At 46.6% G+C, this 17460-nt stretch carries 15 protein-coding genes and 2 tRNA genes; 6 read left to right on the forward strand and 11 right to left on the reverse strand.

Features of this window, described 5'->3' with window-relative positions; genetic code table 11:
- The 6 genes from AC1P5O_RS00840 (at position 1) to AC1P5O_RS00865 (ending at position 5632) form a co-directional block, all read left to right on the forward strand.
- Positions 1-77: transfer RNA gene (locus AC1P5O_RS00840), tRNA-Met, on the forward strand.
- Between the two features lie 88 nt (positions 78-165).
- Positions 166-242: transfer RNA gene (locus tag AC1P5O_RS00845), tRNA-Met, on the forward strand.
- 223 nt (positions 243-465) lie between these two features.
- Positions 466-990, forward strand: a complete 525-nt coding sequence (gene rimP / locus AC1P5O_RS00850; RefSeq protein WP_004281103.1) for a ribosome maturation factor RimP — start codon at positions 466-468, stop codon at positions 988-990.
- A 34-nt stretch (positions 991-1024) separates the two neighbouring features.
- Positions 1025-2509 (forward strand): transcription termination factor NusA, encoded by a 1485-nt coding sequence (gene nusA, locus AC1P5O_RS00855; protein ID WP_004281105.1) that lies wholly within the window; start codon positions 1025-1027, stop codon positions 2507-2509.
- A gap of 10 nt (positions 2510-2519) precedes the next feature.
- Complete coding sequence (gene infB, locus AC1P5O_RS00860; protein WP_004281106.1) at positions 2520-5228, forward strand: translation initiation factor IF-2; 2709 nt, start codon at positions 2520-2522, stop codon at positions 5226-5228.
- Positions 5228-5632: a ribosome-binding factor A gene (locus AC1P5O_RS00865; RefSeq protein ID WP_004281108.1), complete on the forward strand. Its 405-nt coding sequence runs from the start codon at positions 5228-5230 to the stop codon at positions 5630-5632. Before infB ends, AC1P5O_RS00865 begins: the two co-directional genes overlap by 1 nt.
- An 87-nt stretch (positions 5633-5719) precedes the next feature.
- On the opposite strand, the gene AC1P5O_RS00870 is transcribed toward AC1P5O_RS00865, so the two are convergent.
- The 11 genes from AC1P5O_RS00870 to AC1P5O_RS00920 all read right to left on the reverse strand — a co-directional run.
- On the reverse strand, positions 5720-6121 hold the full coding sequence (locus AC1P5O_RS00870; RefSeq protein WP_004281110.1) for a Na+/H+ antiporter subunit G: 402 nt from the start codon (positions 6119-6121) through the stop codon (positions 5720-5722).
- 10 nt (positions 6122-6131) lie between these two features.
- Complete coding sequence (locus AC1P5O_RS00875) at positions 6132-6407, reverse strand: monovalent cation/H+ antiporter subunit F (protein WP_004281111.1); 276 nt, start codon at positions 6405-6407, stop codon at positions 6132-6134.
- The gene (locus AC1P5O_RS00880) at positions 6404-6922 is read right to left on the reverse strand and encodes a Na+/H+ antiporter subunit E (RefSeq protein ID WP_004281112.1); all 519 of its coding nucleotides are present in this window, start codon (positions 6920-6922) and stop codon (positions 6404-6406) included. The genes AC1P5O_RS00875 and AC1P5O_RS00880 overlap by 4 nt, the downstream gene beginning before the upstream one ends.
- Complete coding sequence (locus tag AC1P5O_RS00885) at positions 6922-8730, reverse strand: monovalent cation/H+ antiporter subunit D (RefSeq protein ID WP_004281113.1); 1809 nt, start codon at positions 8728-8730, stop codon at positions 6922-6924. The genes AC1P5O_RS00880 and AC1P5O_RS00885 overlap by 1 nt, the downstream gene beginning before the upstream one ends.
- Positions 8730-9095 (reverse strand): Na+/H+ antiporter subunit C, encoded by a 366-nt coding sequence (locus tag AC1P5O_RS00890; RefSeq protein WP_004281114.1) that lies wholly within the window; start codon positions 9093-9095, stop codon positions 8730-8732. The genes AC1P5O_RS00885 and AC1P5O_RS00890 overlap by 1 nt, the downstream gene beginning before the upstream one ends.
- 4 nt (positions 9096-9099) lie before the next feature.
- Entirely contained in the window at positions 9100-11943 is a 2844-nt protein-coding gene (locus AC1P5O_RS00895) for a monovalent cation/H+ antiporter subunit A (RefSeq protein ID WP_499005481.1), read from the reverse strand.
- Between the two features lie 430 nt (positions 11944-12373).
- Positions 12374-13756, reverse strand: a complete 1383-nt coding sequence (locus AC1P5O_RS00900) for an ATP-binding protein (RefSeq protein WP_005263922.1) — start codon at positions 13754-13756, stop codon at positions 12374-12376.
- A gap of 41 nt (positions 13757-13797) precedes the next feature.
- Positions 13798-15300: a UvrD-helicase domain-containing protein gene (locus AC1P5O_RS00905; RefSeq protein ID WP_005248388.1), complete on the reverse strand. Its 1503-nt coding sequence runs from the start codon at positions 15298-15300 to the stop codon at positions 13798-13800.
- A 15-nt stretch (positions 15301-15315) separates the two neighbouring features.
- Positions 15316-16113, reverse strand: a complete 798-nt coding sequence (hisIE, locus tag AC1P5O_RS00910; protein WP_318270323.1) for a bifunctional phosphoribosyl-AMP cyclohydrolase/phosphoribosyl-ATP diphosphatase HisIE — start codon at positions 16111-16113, stop codon at positions 15316-15318.
- A gap of 211 nt (positions 16114-16324) precedes the next feature.
- On the reverse strand, positions 16325-17212 hold the full coding sequence (locus AC1P5O_RS00915; RefSeq protein ID WP_005249710.1) for an SDR family NAD(P)-dependent oxidoreductase: 888 nt from the start codon (positions 17210-17212) through the stop codon (positions 16325-16327).
- Positions 17213-17248: 36 nt separating this feature from the next.
- Positions 17249-17460, reverse strand: a 212-nt coding sequence (locus tag AC1P5O_RS00920; protein WP_164542825.1) for a transposase, incomplete at its 5' end; no start/stop codon positions are given.

Genomic DNA, 17460 nt, shown 5'->3' on the forward strand with positions numbered 1-17460 from the left:
TGCGGGATGGAGCAGTCTGGTAGCTCGTCGGGCTCATAACCCGAAGGTCGTTGGTTCAAATCCAGCTCCCGCTACCACTTTTTCAGCGACAGATGACAAATATGCAGAATGATGTGGTTTTGATTGAAAAGTTCTCATCTTTTGTATATAATTTTTGCACGTTGATGCGGGATGGAGCAGTCTGGTAGCTCGTCGGGCTCATAACCCGAAGGTCGTTGGTTCAAATCCAGCTCCCGCTACCAAGTTTCTAAAAAGAGGCTCACAACAAGGTGGGCCTTTTTGCACAGTGGGATTTGAAAAAATCTTAAATTGTGCATTAATTGGGGCGATTTACGCCCTTTTTTATTGGCTATCGTGTAGTGTCGACATTATTTGGTCAAATCTCCATGTTTCACTACTACTATAGTTTGTATTGGTTTGTAGTGGTCAAATAGATCATAAAATCGCACCAGATGACGAGAGTAAATGAAGCTATCAAATAAAACTCAAGCACTTCAGGACTTGATTGCACCAGCAGTTGAAGCCTGTAATGTAAACCTTTGGGGGATTGAATTCCTGCCACAGGGTAAATGTTCGTTATTACGTATCTACATCGACAAGCCAGTCGATGAGAGCGTTGCACCAGCAATCAATGAAGATGGTGAAGAAGAGCAGGGGCGTGGTATTGGCGTTCAGGATTGTGTGCGTGTCACGCAGCAAGTGGGTGCAATGCTGGATGTTCATGATCCGATCTCGGGTGAATATTCACTTGAAGTATCTTCGCCAGGCTGGGACCGTCCATTCTTCCAGCTCGAGCAGATGTCAGGCTATATCGGTCATACCGTAGCACTACGTTTGATCAGTGCGGTAGATAACCGTCGTAAATTCCAGGCCAAACTGGTTGCTGTCGATCTTGAAAATGAAATGATTCAGGTTGAAGTAGAAAAGCAACAGGTATTGGAGATCGACAGTCACAATATCGATAAAGCAAATTTGGTCTTCCAAGATTAATTTAATAAATAAAAATTTAACGAATAGGTGACGTATGGCACGTGAAATTCTGACCGTCGTTGAAACGGTTAGTAACGAAAAAGGTGTACCTCGTGAAGCGATCTTTGAAGCGCTTGAGCAAGCTTTAGTTGCTGCGACAAAGAAAAAATTCTACGAAGGAACACATTCGGAAGAAGCACGTTTACGTGTGGAAATCGATCGTAAAACAGGTGACTATCGTACTTTCCGTCAGTGGGAAGTGGTTGCAGACGAAGACCATGAAATGCCAGCTTGTCAGGATGCCATCTCTGATGTTGATCCGGCAAAATGGTCGATTGGCGACATTCGTGAGCTTGAAGTTGAATCGATTGACTTCGGTCGTATTGCAGCGCAAATTGCCAAGCAAGTGATCGTACAGAAGATCCGTGAAGCAGAACGTGCACTCGTAGCCGATGCTTACGAATCTAAAGTCGGCGAGCTGATCTACGGTGAAGTGAAAAAACAAACCAAAGACGGCTTTATCATTGACCTAGGTGACAATGCTGAAGCGTATCTTGCTCGCGAAGAAATGATTCCGAAAGAAATCCTTCGTCCGAAGCAACGCGTGAATGCGATTCTATTCAATGTCAACCGTGAAGGTCGTGGTGCGCAGTTACAACTGTCACGTGCTAAACCGGATATGCTGATTGCATTGATGAAGAAAGAAATCCCTGAGATTTCTGAAGAAATTATTGAAATTAAAGCGGCGGCTCGCCAACCAGGCGTTCGTGCTAAAATTGCAGTGAAAACCAATGACCACCGTATTGACCCGGTGGGTGCTTGTATTGGTATGCGTGGTACCCGTATTCAAGCTGTACAGCAAGAGCTCAATGGCGAGCGTATTGATGTGGTAGTTTGGTCGGATGATCCTGCGCAATATATCGCAAGTGCATTGGAACCAGCAGATGTATCGAGTATTGTCATCGATGAAGATGCACGTACTGCAGATATCATTTTCGCAACCAGCGATCAGTTGGCACGTGCGATTGGTTCACAAGGTCAGAACGTTCGTCTGGCATCTGAATTGACTGGCTACAAGCTGGACATGATGCTGGAAGAGGAATACTACGCCCGTCAACAAAACGAAGCGCAACAATATTTAGACATGTTTGTTACCCGTCTGGATATCGCGGAAGATTTGGCGATGGCATTGGTAGAAATGGGCTTCACCTCGCTTGAAGAAATTGCTTATGTTCCTGCAGAAACGTTTGATGAAATCGAACTGGATGCGGAACTGGTTGAACTACTGCAAAGCCGTGCGAAAGAAATTGCACTTGCTGATGCATTACAACAGCAAGAGAACATACAAGCGCCAAGTGAAGAACTTGTTGCAATGGAAGGCATGACAGTAGAGATCGCGCAAGCGCTAGCAGCTCGTGGTGTGGTAACAGTGGATGATTTAGCAGATCAGGCGACTGACGATATCGAAGATATTGAAGGTTTGGGTGCTGAGAAAGCAGGTCAACTCATTATGAAAGCGCGCGAATCATGGTTTAACTAGGAGGTAGTATATGACGGACAAGTCGATTAAAGAGTTAGCCCTCAATGTGGGTAGTCCAGTTGAGAAGCTCCTAGAGCAGGTTCGTGAGGCAGGTTTACCACAGCGTAAAGCTGACGATATTATTACCACCGAACAACAAGATAGCTTGATGAGCCATGTGAAAAAGTCACAGGGTTCAGAAAGCCAAGCAGGGCAAATCACGTTGAAACGTAAAACGACTAGTACGGCTAAAGTAGCCAGTACTTCAGGTAAGGCGAAAACGATTAATGTAGAAGTTCGCAAGAAGCATACATTTGTTAAGCCGGATCCAGAGCAGATCAAAGCAGAAGCATTGGCGAAAGCCAAGGCTGAGCAACAGGCTAAAGCTGCGCCTGAGCAGAATACAGCACAAGCTGCTTCTGCTGAAGCTCCAAAAACTGGCGTAAATAACGCGAATAAAGCTCTAGAAGCGATGCGTGCTGCTGCAAAGCAAACCAGCGACAAGCAAGAAGTTTCTAAAGCTGCAGTTGTGGTAAAACGCAAATCAACCAACAAGCCGATTGTGAAGCAAGTTGTTAAACCAACTGAAACCGCTGAACAGAAAAAGGCACGTGAAGCAGAAGCAGCAAAATTAAAAGCTGTTGAAGAAGCAGCACGTCGTAAAGCGGCTGAAGAAGCGCAGCAACGTACGCTTGAACAAATGCGTCAAATGGCGTCTAAGTACACCGCGGAAGATACTGCTGCAACGATTCGTGTTGTTGATGATTCTCCTCTGGCTGCCGGTCTTGTTGGTCAGGCATATGAAGACTCATTTGCGAAAGAAGACCGCGAAATCAAACGTGGTACGAATACGCCGAGCGCGCGTGCACCGAAAAAAGGTGGTCGTCGTGGTCAGGAAGAGCAAAGCTTCAGCAAACAGCCTAAGCGCGGTTTAAAAACCAGTCAAGGCAACAAGCACGGCTTCGAAAAACCTGTGAAAAAACAGGTTTACGATGTTGAAATCGGTGAAACGATTGTCGTTGCTGACTTAGCTGCGAAAATGGCAGTTAAGGTTCGTGAAGTGATTAAATCACTCATGAAAATGGGTGAATTGGTTACTCAGAACCAGGCGATTGATCAAGAAATTGCTGCACTTGTTGTGGAAGAAATGGGCCATAATCCGGTACTGGTTTCTGATACACAAGCTGAAGATAACTTGCTTGAAGCAGCTGAAGAAGCACGTGGTGCGCAATCTACGCGTGCGCCTGTTGTTACCATTATGGGTCACGTTGACCATGGTAAAACATCGCTGCTTGACCGTATTCGTCGTGCAAAAGTGGCTGCTGGCGAAGCGGGCGGTATCACACAGCATATCGGTGCTTACCATGTAACTACTGATAAAGGTATGATTACATTCCTTGATACTCCGGGACACGCAGCATTTACTGCAATGCGTTCACGTGGTGCGAAAGCAACAGATATCGTGGTTCTGGTTGTTGCAGCAGATGATGGTGTAATGCCACAAACTGCAGAAGCAATTGACCATGCACGTGCTGCAGGTACACCAATCATTGTTGCAATCAACAAGATGGATAAAGAATCTGCTGATCCAGATCGCGTATTGAATGAATTGACTGTGAAAGAAATCGTGCCAGAACAATGGGGTGGTGACGTTCCAGTGGCAATGGTTTCTGCACATACTGGTCAAGGCATTGATGAACTTCTTGATATTATTTCGATTCAAGCTGAACTTCTAGAGCTTAAGGCATCTGAAGAAGGTGCTGCACAAGGTGTCGTAATTGAAGCACGCGTAGATAACAGCCGTGGTGCAGTAACATCTATTCTGGTTCAAAACGGTACATTGAAAGTAGGTGATCTTGTTCTTGCCGGTTCATCTTATGGTCGCGTTCGTGCGATGACGGATGAAAATGGTCAGCGTATCAAATCTGCAGGTCCTTCGATTCCAGTGGAAATTCTGGGTCTTCCAGAAGCGCCAATGGCAGGTGACGAAGTTCTTGTGGTCAGCGATGAGAAGAAAGCACGTGAAGTTGCCGATGCGCGTATGGATCGTGAACGTCAAAAACGTCTTGAGCGTCAATCTGCAATGCGTCTTGAAAACATCATGGCGTCTATGGGCAAGAAAGATGTGCCTATCGTAAATGTTGTGTTGAAAACTGACGTACGCGGTACCTTGGAAGCCTTGCATGTAGCACTTGCTGAGCTTGCGACTGATGAAGTTAAAGTACGTATCATCGGTTCTGGTGTAGGTGCGATCACTGAGTCTGACGTGACACTGGCTGAATCTTCAGAAGCAGTTCTACTCGGCTTTAACGTACGTGCGGACAACGCTGCGCGTCAAAAAGCAGATGCAGACAGTATCGACATTCGTTACTACTCAATCATCTATCAATTGATTGATGATGTGAAAGCAGCAATGAGCGGTAAGCTTGCACCAGAACATCGTGAAACGATTCTGGGTGTTGCACAAGTACGTGAAGTATTCCACTCAAGTAAGTTTGGTGCGGCTGCGGGCTGTATGGTACTTGAAGGCGTATTGCATCGTAACAAACCGATTCGCGTATTACGTGATGATGTGGTTGTGTTCCAGGGCGAGCTTGAATCTCTTCGTCGCTACAAAGAAGTGGTTGAAGAAGTTCGTGCCGGTATGGAATGTGGTCTTGCGGTGAAAGGCTATAAAGACATCAAAGCACTTGATAAGATCGAAGTGTACGATGTTCAACTGATTAAACGGAGTCTTTAATGGCGGGTAGTCAACGTCTGAAGCGTATGGCGGATACAGTACAACGCGAGTTGTCAGAACTGATCCGTCAGGAGCTGAAAGATCCACGCTTAGGTGGTCTCGTGACCATCTCTGCGGTGAAGGTGAGCCCAGACCTGGGATATGCGGAAGTTTATGTCACTGTGATGGGACGTGAACTTGGCGATGAGCAAAGCCAAGAAGCCAATAAAGAAACTTTGGATGTGTTGAACAAAGCATCTGGTTTCTTGCGCCATGAGCTGAGTCGTCGTATCAAAACCCGTATTACGCCTCGTCTACGTTTCCATTATGATAAGACCAATGCATATGGTAACTATATGTTTGGTCTGATCGCTGAAGCAGTGAAGGACTTACCTGAAGCTGAAGCAAAAAAAGATGATGAATAAGTCTTAGGACTAAAAAAGCTACCTTCGGGTGGCTTTTTTTATCTCTAGATTTTTTTAGATTTAAAAGAACTTGAATTGCTTGCTCAATTAATCGAAATCATCATTACGATTGATTTTCTTTTCATAAAAGGTACGACGGCGTGAGCGCTGCCAAGGCAGAGGGCGTTCCAGCGTTTCCGGAACCTCGCCACTCAAAGAGCGTAAACGCAAATGTAATGCAGCCTGTGCCATCAGATTGGCAGATACCGGTGCGGTAATGAAGGCGAACAGGGTGATGAGCACTTCAGCAAAACCGAAACGGCCATATATGGCCGAGAACAGAATTGAGGCCATCAAAAAGCTGCCCAGGCCCAAAGTACTGGATTTGGTCGGGGCGTGCAGACGCATAAACAGATCGGGCAGACGGACCATACCGATCCCGCCGACCAACATAAAGAAAGCACCAATCAATAAAAAAATCGACACCAGTATTTCTAAAATTAAGGACATTTAAAAACTCCTAGTCGATCACATGGCCAGTGGTGAAATAACGTGCCAAGGCTGTAGTCGAAACAAAGCCAAGCATCGCAACCAGTAAGGCCCCTTCAAACAGGAAGCTGCTACTCCAGTAAATCCCTAAAATGACAATCAGACAGGTGGCATTCAGGAACAGGGTGTCGAGTGCCAACAGACGATCCACGATAGAAGGGCCAGTGATGAGTCGGATCAGGCAGAGTAACATCGAGACAGTGATAGCACCTAGGCAAATCATTAATGCATAAGGCAGAATAGTCATGCTTTTTCTCCTGTCTGTGCGCTGAAAATTTCAATCAGAGGCTGTTCGTAGCGCTGTTTGATTGTTTCGATTTCTGCTGCTTCATCCTCTGTGCTTAAGGCATGAACCAGAATATCACCACGATCCTGATCAATGCCTGCAGATACTGTACCGGGCGTTGTGGTAATGATCATTGCCAGCAAGGCATTGACTTCCTCATGCTCGGTTTCCAAAGGCACGCGAAACCATTTTGGATGCAGGTTCTTGGTTGGACCAAGTACCAGTTTTGCGACTTTAATATTGGCTACTACAATATCCCAAACCACGACAAAGAAAAGGCGCACGGCAGGAGCCCACTGGATATTCGGGGTATAGTCAATAAAAGGTGCAACCATTTTCGGAATGACAATCGCCAGAACCAGCGCGAAAAGCAATGTTCCAGCTTCCAGATTATGTGCCAGTAGAATCCAGCTTAGCCCAACGATCACAGAAACTAGCGGATGCGGGAACCAACGTTGCAGGAATGATACAGCCATTAAGGTCCCTCCACCGGTTTAAGTTGATTATCATCATATCTGTTTTGTTCAACATACTGCTGATCAATCTGGCGTTGCTTGAATTCAGAAATATTTTCACCTTCCAGAGTGGCTTCCGAAATCGTATAAGGAACCAGATGTGCATTCGGATCGACTGTCTCACCACCGTACTTGGTTTCAGGTAAATAGCTTGGATCAAAAGGTTGCACACTAATAAACTGGCCTTCTGCATCGCGTTTTAACAAGGCAGCTTCATAAACCGGATTATTTTTAATCTGTTCCGCAGTCTGATAATTATATTGATAGATCGGTCCGGCAAACACCACATAGGCAGTCAGGCCAGCAAGCAATAGATAGATTACACGATCATTACGTGCCGGTGCCTTACTTGGTAAAGCTTCATATTTGTGAAAATCTTCAGAATTAAGGTCATCCTCAGGTCTGGTCGAACGCCAGAACAGCACGAAACCAACCCTGGTAAAGGCCAGAATACTGAGGAAGCTTACCAATAAAATGGTCAGGATAATAATCATCTGATAGTCTGAATTGGCAGAAGCCTGCAAAATAAAGACTTTACCGAAGAAACCACTAAACGGTGGCAGGCCTGCCATCATCAAGGCAATGATGAAATAGACAATCGAAACCAGCTTGTTCTGTTTCATCAGTGGCGCGATTTTAAAATGATCCTTAAATTCGCCGCGCTGTGAGGTAATCCAGCCTGACAGGATATAAAAGGCTGCGCCAATCAGGGTACTGTGCACCATATAATACAATGCACCGGCCCAGGCTGCAGTCGTATTCATACCGATTGCTACCAGAATTGTTCCGACTGAAGACAGCACCATAAAGCCGATAAAACGGCGCAGACGTTCTGTGCCGATTGCACAAATCACGCCATAAACCGACGTAATCAGACCAATCACCAGCAGGCAATTCATCAGAATCTGGTGGCTGTATTCATCATCAAAAACAGTTCCATTAATCCGTAAAATTGCATACACCCCGACTTTGGTCATAATGGTAAAGAGTGCTGCCACAGGTGTGGTGGCTACGGCATAGGTTTTGGGTAACCAGAAGCCGAGCGGTAACATCGCTGCTTTAATTCCAAACACGACAAACAGCATTAATCCACCAGCAACCGCCAGCTTGTGCTGATCTTCAGCGAGGGTAGGCATCAAGCGGGCCACATCTGCCATATTCAGACTGCCGACACTGCCATAAATCATCCCGAGTCCAATCAGGAACAGGGCAGAAGCAAACAGGTTGATGGTGACGTAATGGATTCCCAGCTGGAAACGGGCCTTGCCTTGTCCATGTAGCAGTAGTACATAGGATGCCATCAACAATATTTCAAAAAACACGAACAGGTTAAACAGGTCACCGGTCAGGAAGGCACCGGTCAAACCCATGAGCAGGAAATGTACCATGGCATGGAAATAACGCCCACGCATATCCCATTCTTTACTGGCATACCAGAGCACCGGCACTGCAAGGGCATAGGTCAAAACCAGCATCATCGCAGAGAGCTGATCGAGAACCAGTACAATACCAAAAGGTGCGACCCATTCGCCCAGCGTATAAACATTGATCTGACCCTGACTACTGTCTACTAAATAGCTGACAGCAATGATCAGGCCCAAGATACTTGAGACATAGCTGATACCCCGACGCCAGGGCTGACGCCAGTCCGTCGCCAGAGAGCCTGAACCCGGGTTGCCTAAAAGAACCAGGACAAAAGCGGTAAAGGCCGGTAAAAGAATACTGAAAATAGGGGTATGTTGATTCCAGAAATTGAGAAGATCAGTCATTAAGGCTCATCCTCGCGCGGGTCAAGATTTGGTATTTCTTCTTTGGAGTCAACGTGGTCTGTTCCTGATTCGTAGCGGCTACGCAATGCCAGTTGGACAATAAAGGCAGTGGTGGCAAAGCCAATCACGATGGCTGTCAGCACCAGTGCCTGAGGAAGGGGATCGGTCACTTTCGAGGCTTCAGTCAATACTGCAGGCGAATTCATCTGAATTCGGCCCATGGCAAATAAAAACAGGTTGACTGCATAACCAATCATGGCGAGACCCAACACTACCGGGAAGGTACGGGCACGTAGGATCAGATAAATGCCTGTGGCCGTCAGCAGGCCAATCGCAGAGGCTAATAAAAATTCTAAACTGATCATTCTATTATCCTCTTGGTACAGGGCCAGTCATGCTTGAGTGACGTGAATCGCCCAAGACTGAAATCATCAGCATCGTTGCACCCACAACAGTGACATAGACGCCAACATCAAACAGCGCAGCCGAAGCCAAATGCATTTCTCCAATCATTGGCGGAGAGACATAAATATGTGCACTGGTCAGGAATGGACGTGACCAGAACCAGGCTGCGATTCCAGTCAATCCTGCAATCGTTAAGCCGATCCCGATCCAGATTTCATACAGGCGACCGGATTTGGCGCCAAGCAACTGTTCGGTTTTGTCCTGTCCCACTGCGATATATTGAATAATAAGTGCCAGTGAAGTCACTAGTCCGGCAATAAAACCACCGCCCGGCAGGTTATGGCCACGCATAAAGATATACAGGCTGACTACCAGCGCGACCGGCAAAATCCAGGATGCGGTAATACGCAACATCAGCGGGGATGGGTTAAAACGATAGGTCAGGCCCTGGGTCATGGTGGTGCCATGCGCACGCATGCCATCCATCAGGCTGAGTACACCAATCGCTGCAATGCCGAGTACAGTAATTTCGCCGAAGGTATCGAAACCACGGAAATCGACCAGAATTACATTCACGACATTGGTTCCGCCGCCCAGTGGAATCGACTGTTGCAGGAAGAACCATGAAATGGAATTGTGATCACGGGTCATGATCAGCCAGGCAATTGCCGCAATCCCGAGACCGCCGCCCAAGGCAATAATGGCATCACGCCAGCGACGGGTCGGACTCGATTCATACGGTGTTAACTGAGGCAGTAAAGATAAACTCATCAGTAGTAGAACCGTGGTGACCACATCGACCGTAATCTGGGTCAATGCCAGATCGGGCGCCGAGAAGCCGATAAAGACCATGGTGACGACCAGGCCGACTGCACCGCTAATCAGTACCGCTTTAATCCGCTCATGATGGAACCACAGCAGCATCCAGCAGGCAGAGAACAGCAGTAACCACAAGATAATCGCCAGGGCAGGGGCATGGGTCAGCTCGCGTGTACCCGTACCCACTGCATTGCTGAGTAATGGGAACCCCACCAGCCCGACGGTAAAAATTACAATCCACAATAAATAGCTTTGCAATTTGCCATTTTCAGTGGCACGGCGGAAACGGCGTGAATTCAGCAGCAAATTTTTCAAAAACAGGTCGAACAGCACTCGGCCCTGTAAGCGGCCCAGTTTTGGATCCAGGTCGATTTCACGTAAGGCGCCACCTTTGGCGAGAGAAAAGTAAAAGATTATTCCGCCGAGCAGAGAAATCACACTCATCAGAAGGGGCAGGTTGAAACCATGCCAAAGCGCCAGATGAGTGCCTTCAAAGGCAAAATTCTGGGTGGTGGCTTGAGTAGTGCTGTTGACAATTTTTTCCACCAGAAGAGCCGGTAATAGACCGACTAAAATACATAAAATTGCTAACAAAGTGGCCGGTGCGCGCATACCAAAGGCAGGTTCATGTGCATCTTTATTCGGGACCTGCTTGCCTAGCGGACCATCGAAAAAGACTCCATGCACCAGTCGAATGGAATAAGCCACCGCAAAAATCCCGGCCAGTGTCGCGACAATAGCAGAGCCGACCATAAGTGGACCACTTAAACTGGCGACCAGTTCGGTAAAGAACATTTCCTTAGACAGGAAACCATTGGTCAACGGTACACCCGCCATGGATGCTGCCGTGATCATGGTCAGCGTGGCGGTAAATGGCAGTAATTGCCATAGGCCAGACAGTTTACGTAAGTCACGAGTCCCGGATTCATGATCGATGATGCCGGCAATCATAAACAGTGCCGCTTTAAAGGTGGCATGGTTAATAATATGGAAAATCGCTGCTGCAACAGCCAATGGTGAACCAATCCCGAGCAGACACATGATCAGACCTAAATGGCTGATGGTGGAATAGGCGAGCAAGCCTTTCAGGTCTTCCTTAAAAATGGCAAAGAAGGCGGCCATGCACAGGGTAAACAGACCAACAAAGGTCACAATATTATGAAACAGTGCAGCACCGGCAAAGATCGGGAGCAAACGTGCTACCAGGAATAAACCGGCTTTGACCATGGTGGCCGAGTGCAAATAGGCAGAGACCGGTGTCGGTGCAGCCATGGCATTGGGCAACCAGAAGTGAAACGGGAACTGCACACTTTTGGTAAAGGCGCCGAGTAAAATCAGCAACAAGGTTGGAACAAATAAATGATGGGACTGAATCTGTTCAGTCATCATCAGGATTTGATCAAGCTGATAGGTGCCGGTAATTTGACCGAGCAGGACAAAACCGCCCAGCATCGCCAGACCACCCATTCCGGTAATGGTCAGGGCCATACGTGAGCCACGTTGTGCCGCTTCGTAATTGCTCCAGTAACCTACCAGCAAGAAGGAGGAAATACTGGTTAGTTCCCAGAAAACCAATAAGATAATCAGGTTATTCGACAATGAAATTCCGAGCATCGCCGCCATAAACAGCATCAGCAGGAGATACAGTTTGCTCAGTGAATTTTTTGGATTAAGGTAATAATAGGCATAAATATAAATCAGGGTACCAATTCCGCTGATCAGCAAGGCAAACAGCAGTCCCAGAGAATCCAGGCGAAAACTGAAATCGATGCCGAGCTGGGGCAGCCAGGACCAGGTCTGGGTCATCACTGCGCCGTCAAATATGGCAGGCGCCTGACTCAATAATAATAAGAAACTGCTGAGGCTGACACCAATTGCCCCTAAAGCCGTTACCCCGCGCGAAAATTGCTTCAGCCACGAGACAAGGGTTGTGCCTAATACTAACGGTAACAATATAATAATCGGCAGCACACTCGTATCCATTGTCATGATTTAGGTTTTGACCAACCTAAGGTGAATCTTTATCTTTCAAGGACTACAGAACCACAAGGAGCGACCCAAACTTCTCAATCTTGAAAGCCAAAAGAATATTCAAAAAGAATATAAAACAGTTGTATTGCGCAACTTATAAACGATAGCAAATTCCGATTTTACAATGAAATTCGCAAATAAAACCGATCATATTACAGGATAACAACAACATCAACGTTTTTATGTAGAACTTATAAATTATACGCCGGCTCGGTTTTAACAGGCGCTGCATGCTTAAACAGATCATCCAGAAGTGACCGAAAATTAAGATTAAATTGCAGGCATTGATTGTAAATTTGACTCAAAATAGTTTAATCAGGGCAAAAAGAGAATGCTGAAAAGGCTTCCTTGTTTACTCAAACAGTCGCTCTTATTTTTTTGAATCTGTTTAGAGCGACTGAGGTAGCGTCGGATGATGCTCCTGAGCAAGTAAAGCGAGCAATTCTTGTTGCTGTTCCGGATTTAACTGTTGTTGAATCATTTGCAATACAGCAAGCGGTGTGATGGGTTCGGTGACCGTTTCCAATAAAGTATCTTCGGGCGAGATATCTTTATTTCGCTGCAGTTCCAGCTCTGCGTAGATCTGATCAAACTGGGTTTTCATACTTTCAAGATGAATGGGGTGCAGCTGTTTATTTTCCAGTTTCAGACATTGAAAGGCGTGTGCCTGTTCCAGTAATTCAGGCCGGTTGCCGGTCGCAATAATCTGCAAGTTAGGAAAAGCCTGATGCAGGCGTGACAGGATTACTGCTGCCATCTCCTGATCCAGTTGATGATCAATCGCATCAATCAGTAAAACACCTGTACCTTCCTGACATGGAAATAAACTATTGGGATTCAATAGACAAAGACGCCGCACAATATCACCCACCAGCGCAATCCAGTTGCGGATACTGTTGGGCAGTTGCTGGAAGCTAAAGGTCTGTTGCTGATAGGTTACCATCAGTTGCAGCTTGGGCTGGTATTTTAAATATATCTGGCTGACTTCTGGCATGATCAGCGACAGGGCCTGTTTTAAAGCGGTGAGATTTGGTGCATGCAGATGTGCCTGGGCTTTCTCGATCTGCCGAGCCAGTTCATCTCCGCGACTGTTTTCAGGCTGCTGCAAGGCACGCGCCAAAATCTGGTCCATAATCTTGGCACTTTGCGCATTTTCAATATCACTGATTTCACGAAACCATTCAAAAAAACGAGCAAAGGTGGTGAAAGGAATCGCAGCGATTTCATAAGCATGTGCGGACTGGAGAATGGCCGGGTTATTTTTGCTGAGCAGATTGACTTCATTGGTAAAGCGTTCAGCAGGATAATAGGCAATTAGCGGCAAACCGAGCAGGGGATCGTGCAAGCGGGCTTTGTGATACAGGCTGAGCATGCTTTCAAGCTGTGAGGTTTCTGCTTTGCTAAAACCCAGACCCTGACTGTTTAGGGTCTTGTAGATTTGCCATGAACAGCTTTGTAGGTTCGCAGGCTCAGACTGACTGGATTCTGGCAAGCTGCCCATCTCTTCAGGAAAACCAATCCGGATGTCAATTTTGGATTGCAGCCGGTTTTGCATGATGTCCTGATCTTGCATCACAAGACCGGCAGCACGGCTGTCGCGATAACGGGCTGCAAACCAGGTCAGTGCCTGATAGCTAAAACGTAAAAGCGTAGTTTTGCCAGTTCCCTGATTGCCCAGAATCAAGGTGACCGGGCATTGCGGATAATTAAACTGAAGCTGAATGTCGGAAAAATGCAGGGTATGTTTCAGTTGAAACGCTTGGATGTGCATAGATCACCTGTCCTATGAGGTTTACATCCATGCCATGCACTTTAACCGACTGCCTGCCGAAGCGACTGTGGCATTTTGATCTTCAGTTGCTGAATCAGGTCATAAATGTGATGAATATTTAAACTCACTTTAGCACGTGTACAGGCCACGTAAAGTAATCTTAATTCTTCATCACTAATTTTATGGTCTTTTTCATTCAGCTTAAATTGATAGTCATCTTCAATATGAACCCGATCCCATTCCAGACCTTTGGCCTTGTGTGCCGTGGAAATAATATAATCGGCTTGGGCAATTGGGGTGATTTTAGCCAGGGCTTTCTTTAGTGGATCAGTCCCATGTTCGTCCACCAGTTTGACCAGTGGCTTGATGTCACTACCTTCATTGGTTTCACAATATTCATGGACATCATGCCAGGAGTTGAACCAGGCTAGTTCCGGCACATCAACCACACGTTTGCCCTGTTTCAGCATGGCAGCCGCATCGACAAAACGATTCAGTTTGACATGGTCGGCTTGCAGGCTGACTTTATCACCACGAACTAAACCCGCTAATAACAATTCCATGGCGCGGGCATTGGTCCGGCATAAAATTGCATCGCGCATTTTGGTATGCGGTTTATTCACGACTTTAGAGTCTAATTGCGGATTGCCGAGTAAAGGCACAGTTTCATTTAAGGCACCTAAAATGGCATTGGCATTCAGGGCAATTTCAGGACCGAAACGAAATGAGGTGGTCAGACGTGATTCTGGTAAGGGCAGTTGCTGCATGGCATTGACTGCACCACGCCAGGCATAAATCTGCTGATGCGCGTCTCCGACATAAATCACCTGGGTGCTGCGCTGTTTCAGCAAAATCCCCAGCATTAAGGGATCGGCATCCTGTGCCTCATCGAATAGCACATAATCGGCCGGGATATTCGGTTCAGACAGCGCCCAGAGTTTCAGGTAAATGTCATGACCGATGCCGGCCTGATGATTTGGATCAATCGACTCTAACCAGCGTCGCTCGACTGCCGGATAAAGTTTCTTCTGTAAAGTCTCGATATCATCCGAATGCAGCCAGCTTGGCGCCTGAATATGCCGCGGGGCAGGATACTGCGAACTGGTCGAGCAGAAATAGCCGACCGCATTGGCAACCAAACTTGCCAGACGAGAAGGCATCAATACATATTTTTCATAACGCCCACCCATCATACGGCGCATGGTCATCGGTTCAAGCCGGTATTCTTTGGCAATAAAACTTGGACTCAAGCGTGGCAAGCGCAGTTTGTCAGTGACTCCACGTGGAACACTGCGAAACGCCAGCGAGTGAAAAGTGCGGCAATCGACACCTCGGTGAAACTTGGCCTGCGCTTCACTGGCAATGGCCTTGTTAAAAGCCAGATACATGCCACGTCTTTGTGGCATGGCATCACTGATCATTTGCAGGGTAGTGGTTTTACCTGTGCCCGCATAGGCAATCACCTTAAAGGATTTACCCAGACGTGCGTTATCAATGGCAGTGGCCTGCTCATAGGTCGCGGTCGGTTTTTTTAAATCAGACACAGATGAATTCAAGGCTTAATGCTGACGGTTGGCTTTTTCAACCAGGCCGGATAAGCCTTGGCGACGTGCCAGTTCATTTAATACCAATTGCACATCCAGGTCGAAATAGCCGAGCATGACGATAGTATGGAACCACAGATCTGCCACCTCATAAATCAGATCATTTTTATTGTCTTCAGAGACCTGAGCGTTGAAATCTTTGGCAGCCAGCACGGTCTCAAAGCTTTCTTCACCGACTTTTTCCAGAATCTTGTTCAGGCCTTTATGGTACAACTTGGCCACATAAGATGAATCTGGATCGGCCTGTTTGCGTTCTGCCATCATCTGACCCAGATAGGACAAGACTTCGACCTGTTCAGATTGGGCGGTTGACGCTTCCATCGCCAGCGTATGCGGATTCGTGGATTTTTCGCCATAAATCGCAGAGGGATCTTTCAACTGTGCATCGACAATTTCCCAGCCATTTGGCGTGAGTTTGCGATAGAAACAGGATTCGCGACCGGTATGGCAGGCAATGCCGCCATGCTGTTCAATTTGCAGCACAATTACATCGGCATCACAGTCCAGACGGATTTCATGTACCGTTTGAAAATGTCCTGATTCTTCGCCCTTATGCCATAACTTGCTACGTGAACGGGAGAAATACACGGCTTGGTTTTTCTCAGCCGTCAGTGCCAGCGCTTCACGATTCATCCAAGCCACCATCAAGACACGACCAGTTTGATGATGCTGGGCAATGGCAGGGACTAATCCTTGTTCGTTAAATTTTACTTCATCGAGCCATTGCGCGTTGTTCATAAGGGTTTCCATCATTTCAATCAAAATATAAAAATACGGATAGGAAATATCCGCAGATAGTGTACGTGATCTCGCAGCATTTGCGGCAAAAATCTGTGTCGATAAAGACAGGCTATGTCGTGTGTGATCCAGATGAGCTTGCTTTCACCTAGAGATTTAAAACTGAGACATCAAAAAAGCCGCCCGATCGGCGGCTCGTATTTTCAGGAAATTATCCCAGTAAAAATTACCAGTGTTCGCCCGGGAACAGCCGTGCATATGCTTTTTGCACCAAGTTTAATTTTTGTGGTTGGCCCACAGATGCAGTTGAACTTGGGAACAGGTTATAGCCAATCGACATCAAGACATTGTTGATATCCGGTGCAATTGAATAGGTAATGGAAGCCAGGCGGCCCAAACCGGTCGCCACTTTTTTCGAACGTTTCACAATCGCATAGGCAATCAGGTCAGCCGCCTGTTCTGGGGAAAGCGTCGGTACATATTTATAGATTTTGGTCGGCGCAATCATCGGGGTACGCACCAAAGGCATATAGATCGATGTGATTGCGATTTTATGTGAATGTACTTCTGCAGACAGGCAGCGGCTAAAGGCATCCAGTGCAGCTTTTGAAGCGACATAGGCTGAAAAACGGGTGGCATTGGCCAGTACGCCAATCGAACTGATGTTAATAATATGACCCGCGCGACGAATCATCATTTGCGGCAGGATATTCATCACCAGACGCACCGCGCCGAAATAGTTCAGCTGCATGGTACGTTCAAAATCATGAAAACGATCTACCGACTCATGTACGGCACGGCGAATCGAACGTCCTGCATTATTGATCAGAATATCAATATGATCGACTGAGGCAATAATCTGTTTGGAAACTTCATCAATCGCTTCCATATTGTTTAAATCACATGGAAAGATTGAGGCTTTGCCGCCTTTGGCTTCAATTTCTGATTTTACTTGTTCTAGGGTTTCCTGAGTACGGGCCACCAGTAAAACATGGGCACCTGCATCAGCCAGTTGATGTGCTGTCGTTAAACCAATACCGCTGGATGCACCGGTAATCAGGACGGTTTTACCTGCAACACGTTTTTCCAGTTGTTTGTGTAGTCTAGTTTTCACGTTTGTTATCCCTAACCTGAGTTCGATGAAATCCACTTAACCTTTTAGCATATTTTGGAAAGTTGGCTTATTGGGGTTCAAACAATAAGCCACTACAGCAGCCATGATATTCACCATGAAATTATTTACCGAACGATGACGTGAATGTTCAAGTTGATGTAAATTTTTTAATTGATCATTCACTGTTTCGATCAATCCTCTTCTGCAAAGTAATTGTTTTTCTTCTTCAGTTTGGATGGGTTTATTTT

The sequence above is a fragment of the Prolinoborus fasciculus genome (genome assembly GCF_056724605.1).

Excerpts from the sequence above, each read along its gene's own strand:
- AC1P5O_RS00885 (WP_004281113.1), bottom strand. The coding sequence starts at position 8,730 with ATGACTGATCTTCTCAATTTCTGGAATCAACATACCCCTATTTTCAGT.
- infB (WP_004281106.1), top strand. The coding sequence starts at position 2,520 with ATGACGGACAAGTCGATTAAAGAGTTAGCCCTCAATGTGGGTAGTCCA.
- AC1P5O_RS00870 (WP_004281110.1), bottom strand. The coding sequence starts at position 6,121 with ATGTCCTTAATTTTAGAAATACTGGTGTCGATTTTTTTATTGATTGGT.
- AC1P5O_RS00865 (WP_004281108.1), top strand. The coding sequence starts at position 5,228 with ATGGCGGGTAGTCAACGTCTGAAGCGTATGGCGGATACAGTACAACGC.
- AC1P5O_RS00890 (WP_004281114.1), bottom strand. The coding sequence starts at position 9,095 with ATGATCAGTTTAGAATTTTTATTAGCCTCTGCGATTGGCCTGCTGACG.
- nusA (WP_004281105.1), top strand. The coding sequence starts at position 1,025 with ATGGCACGTGAAATTCTGACCGTCGTTGAAACGGTTAGTAACGAAAAA.
- AC1P5O_RS00895 (WP_499005481.1), bottom strand. The coding sequence starts at position 11,943 with ATGACAATGGATACGAGTGTGCTGCCGATTATTATATTGTTACCGTTA.
- AC1P5O_RS00880 (WP_004281112.1), bottom strand. The coding sequence starts at position 6,922 with ATGGCTGTATCATTCCTGCAACGTTGGTTCCCGCATCCGCTAGTTTCT.
- AC1P5O_RS00875 (WP_004281111.1), bottom strand. The coding sequence starts at position 6,407 with ATGACTATTCTGCCTTATGCATTAATGATTTGCCTAGGTGCTATCACT.
- rimP (WP_004281103.1), top strand. The coding sequence starts at position 466 with ATGAAGCTATCAAATAAAACTCAAGCACTTCAGGACTTGATTGCACCA.
- AC1P5O_RS00900 (WP_005263922.1), bottom strand. The coding sequence starts at position 13,756 with ATGCACATCCAAGCGTTTCAACTGAAACATACCCTGCATTTTTCCGAC.
- hisIE (WP_318270323.1), bottom strand. The coding sequence starts at position 16,113 with ATGATGGAAACCCTTATGAACAACGCGCAATGGCTCGATGAAGTAAAA.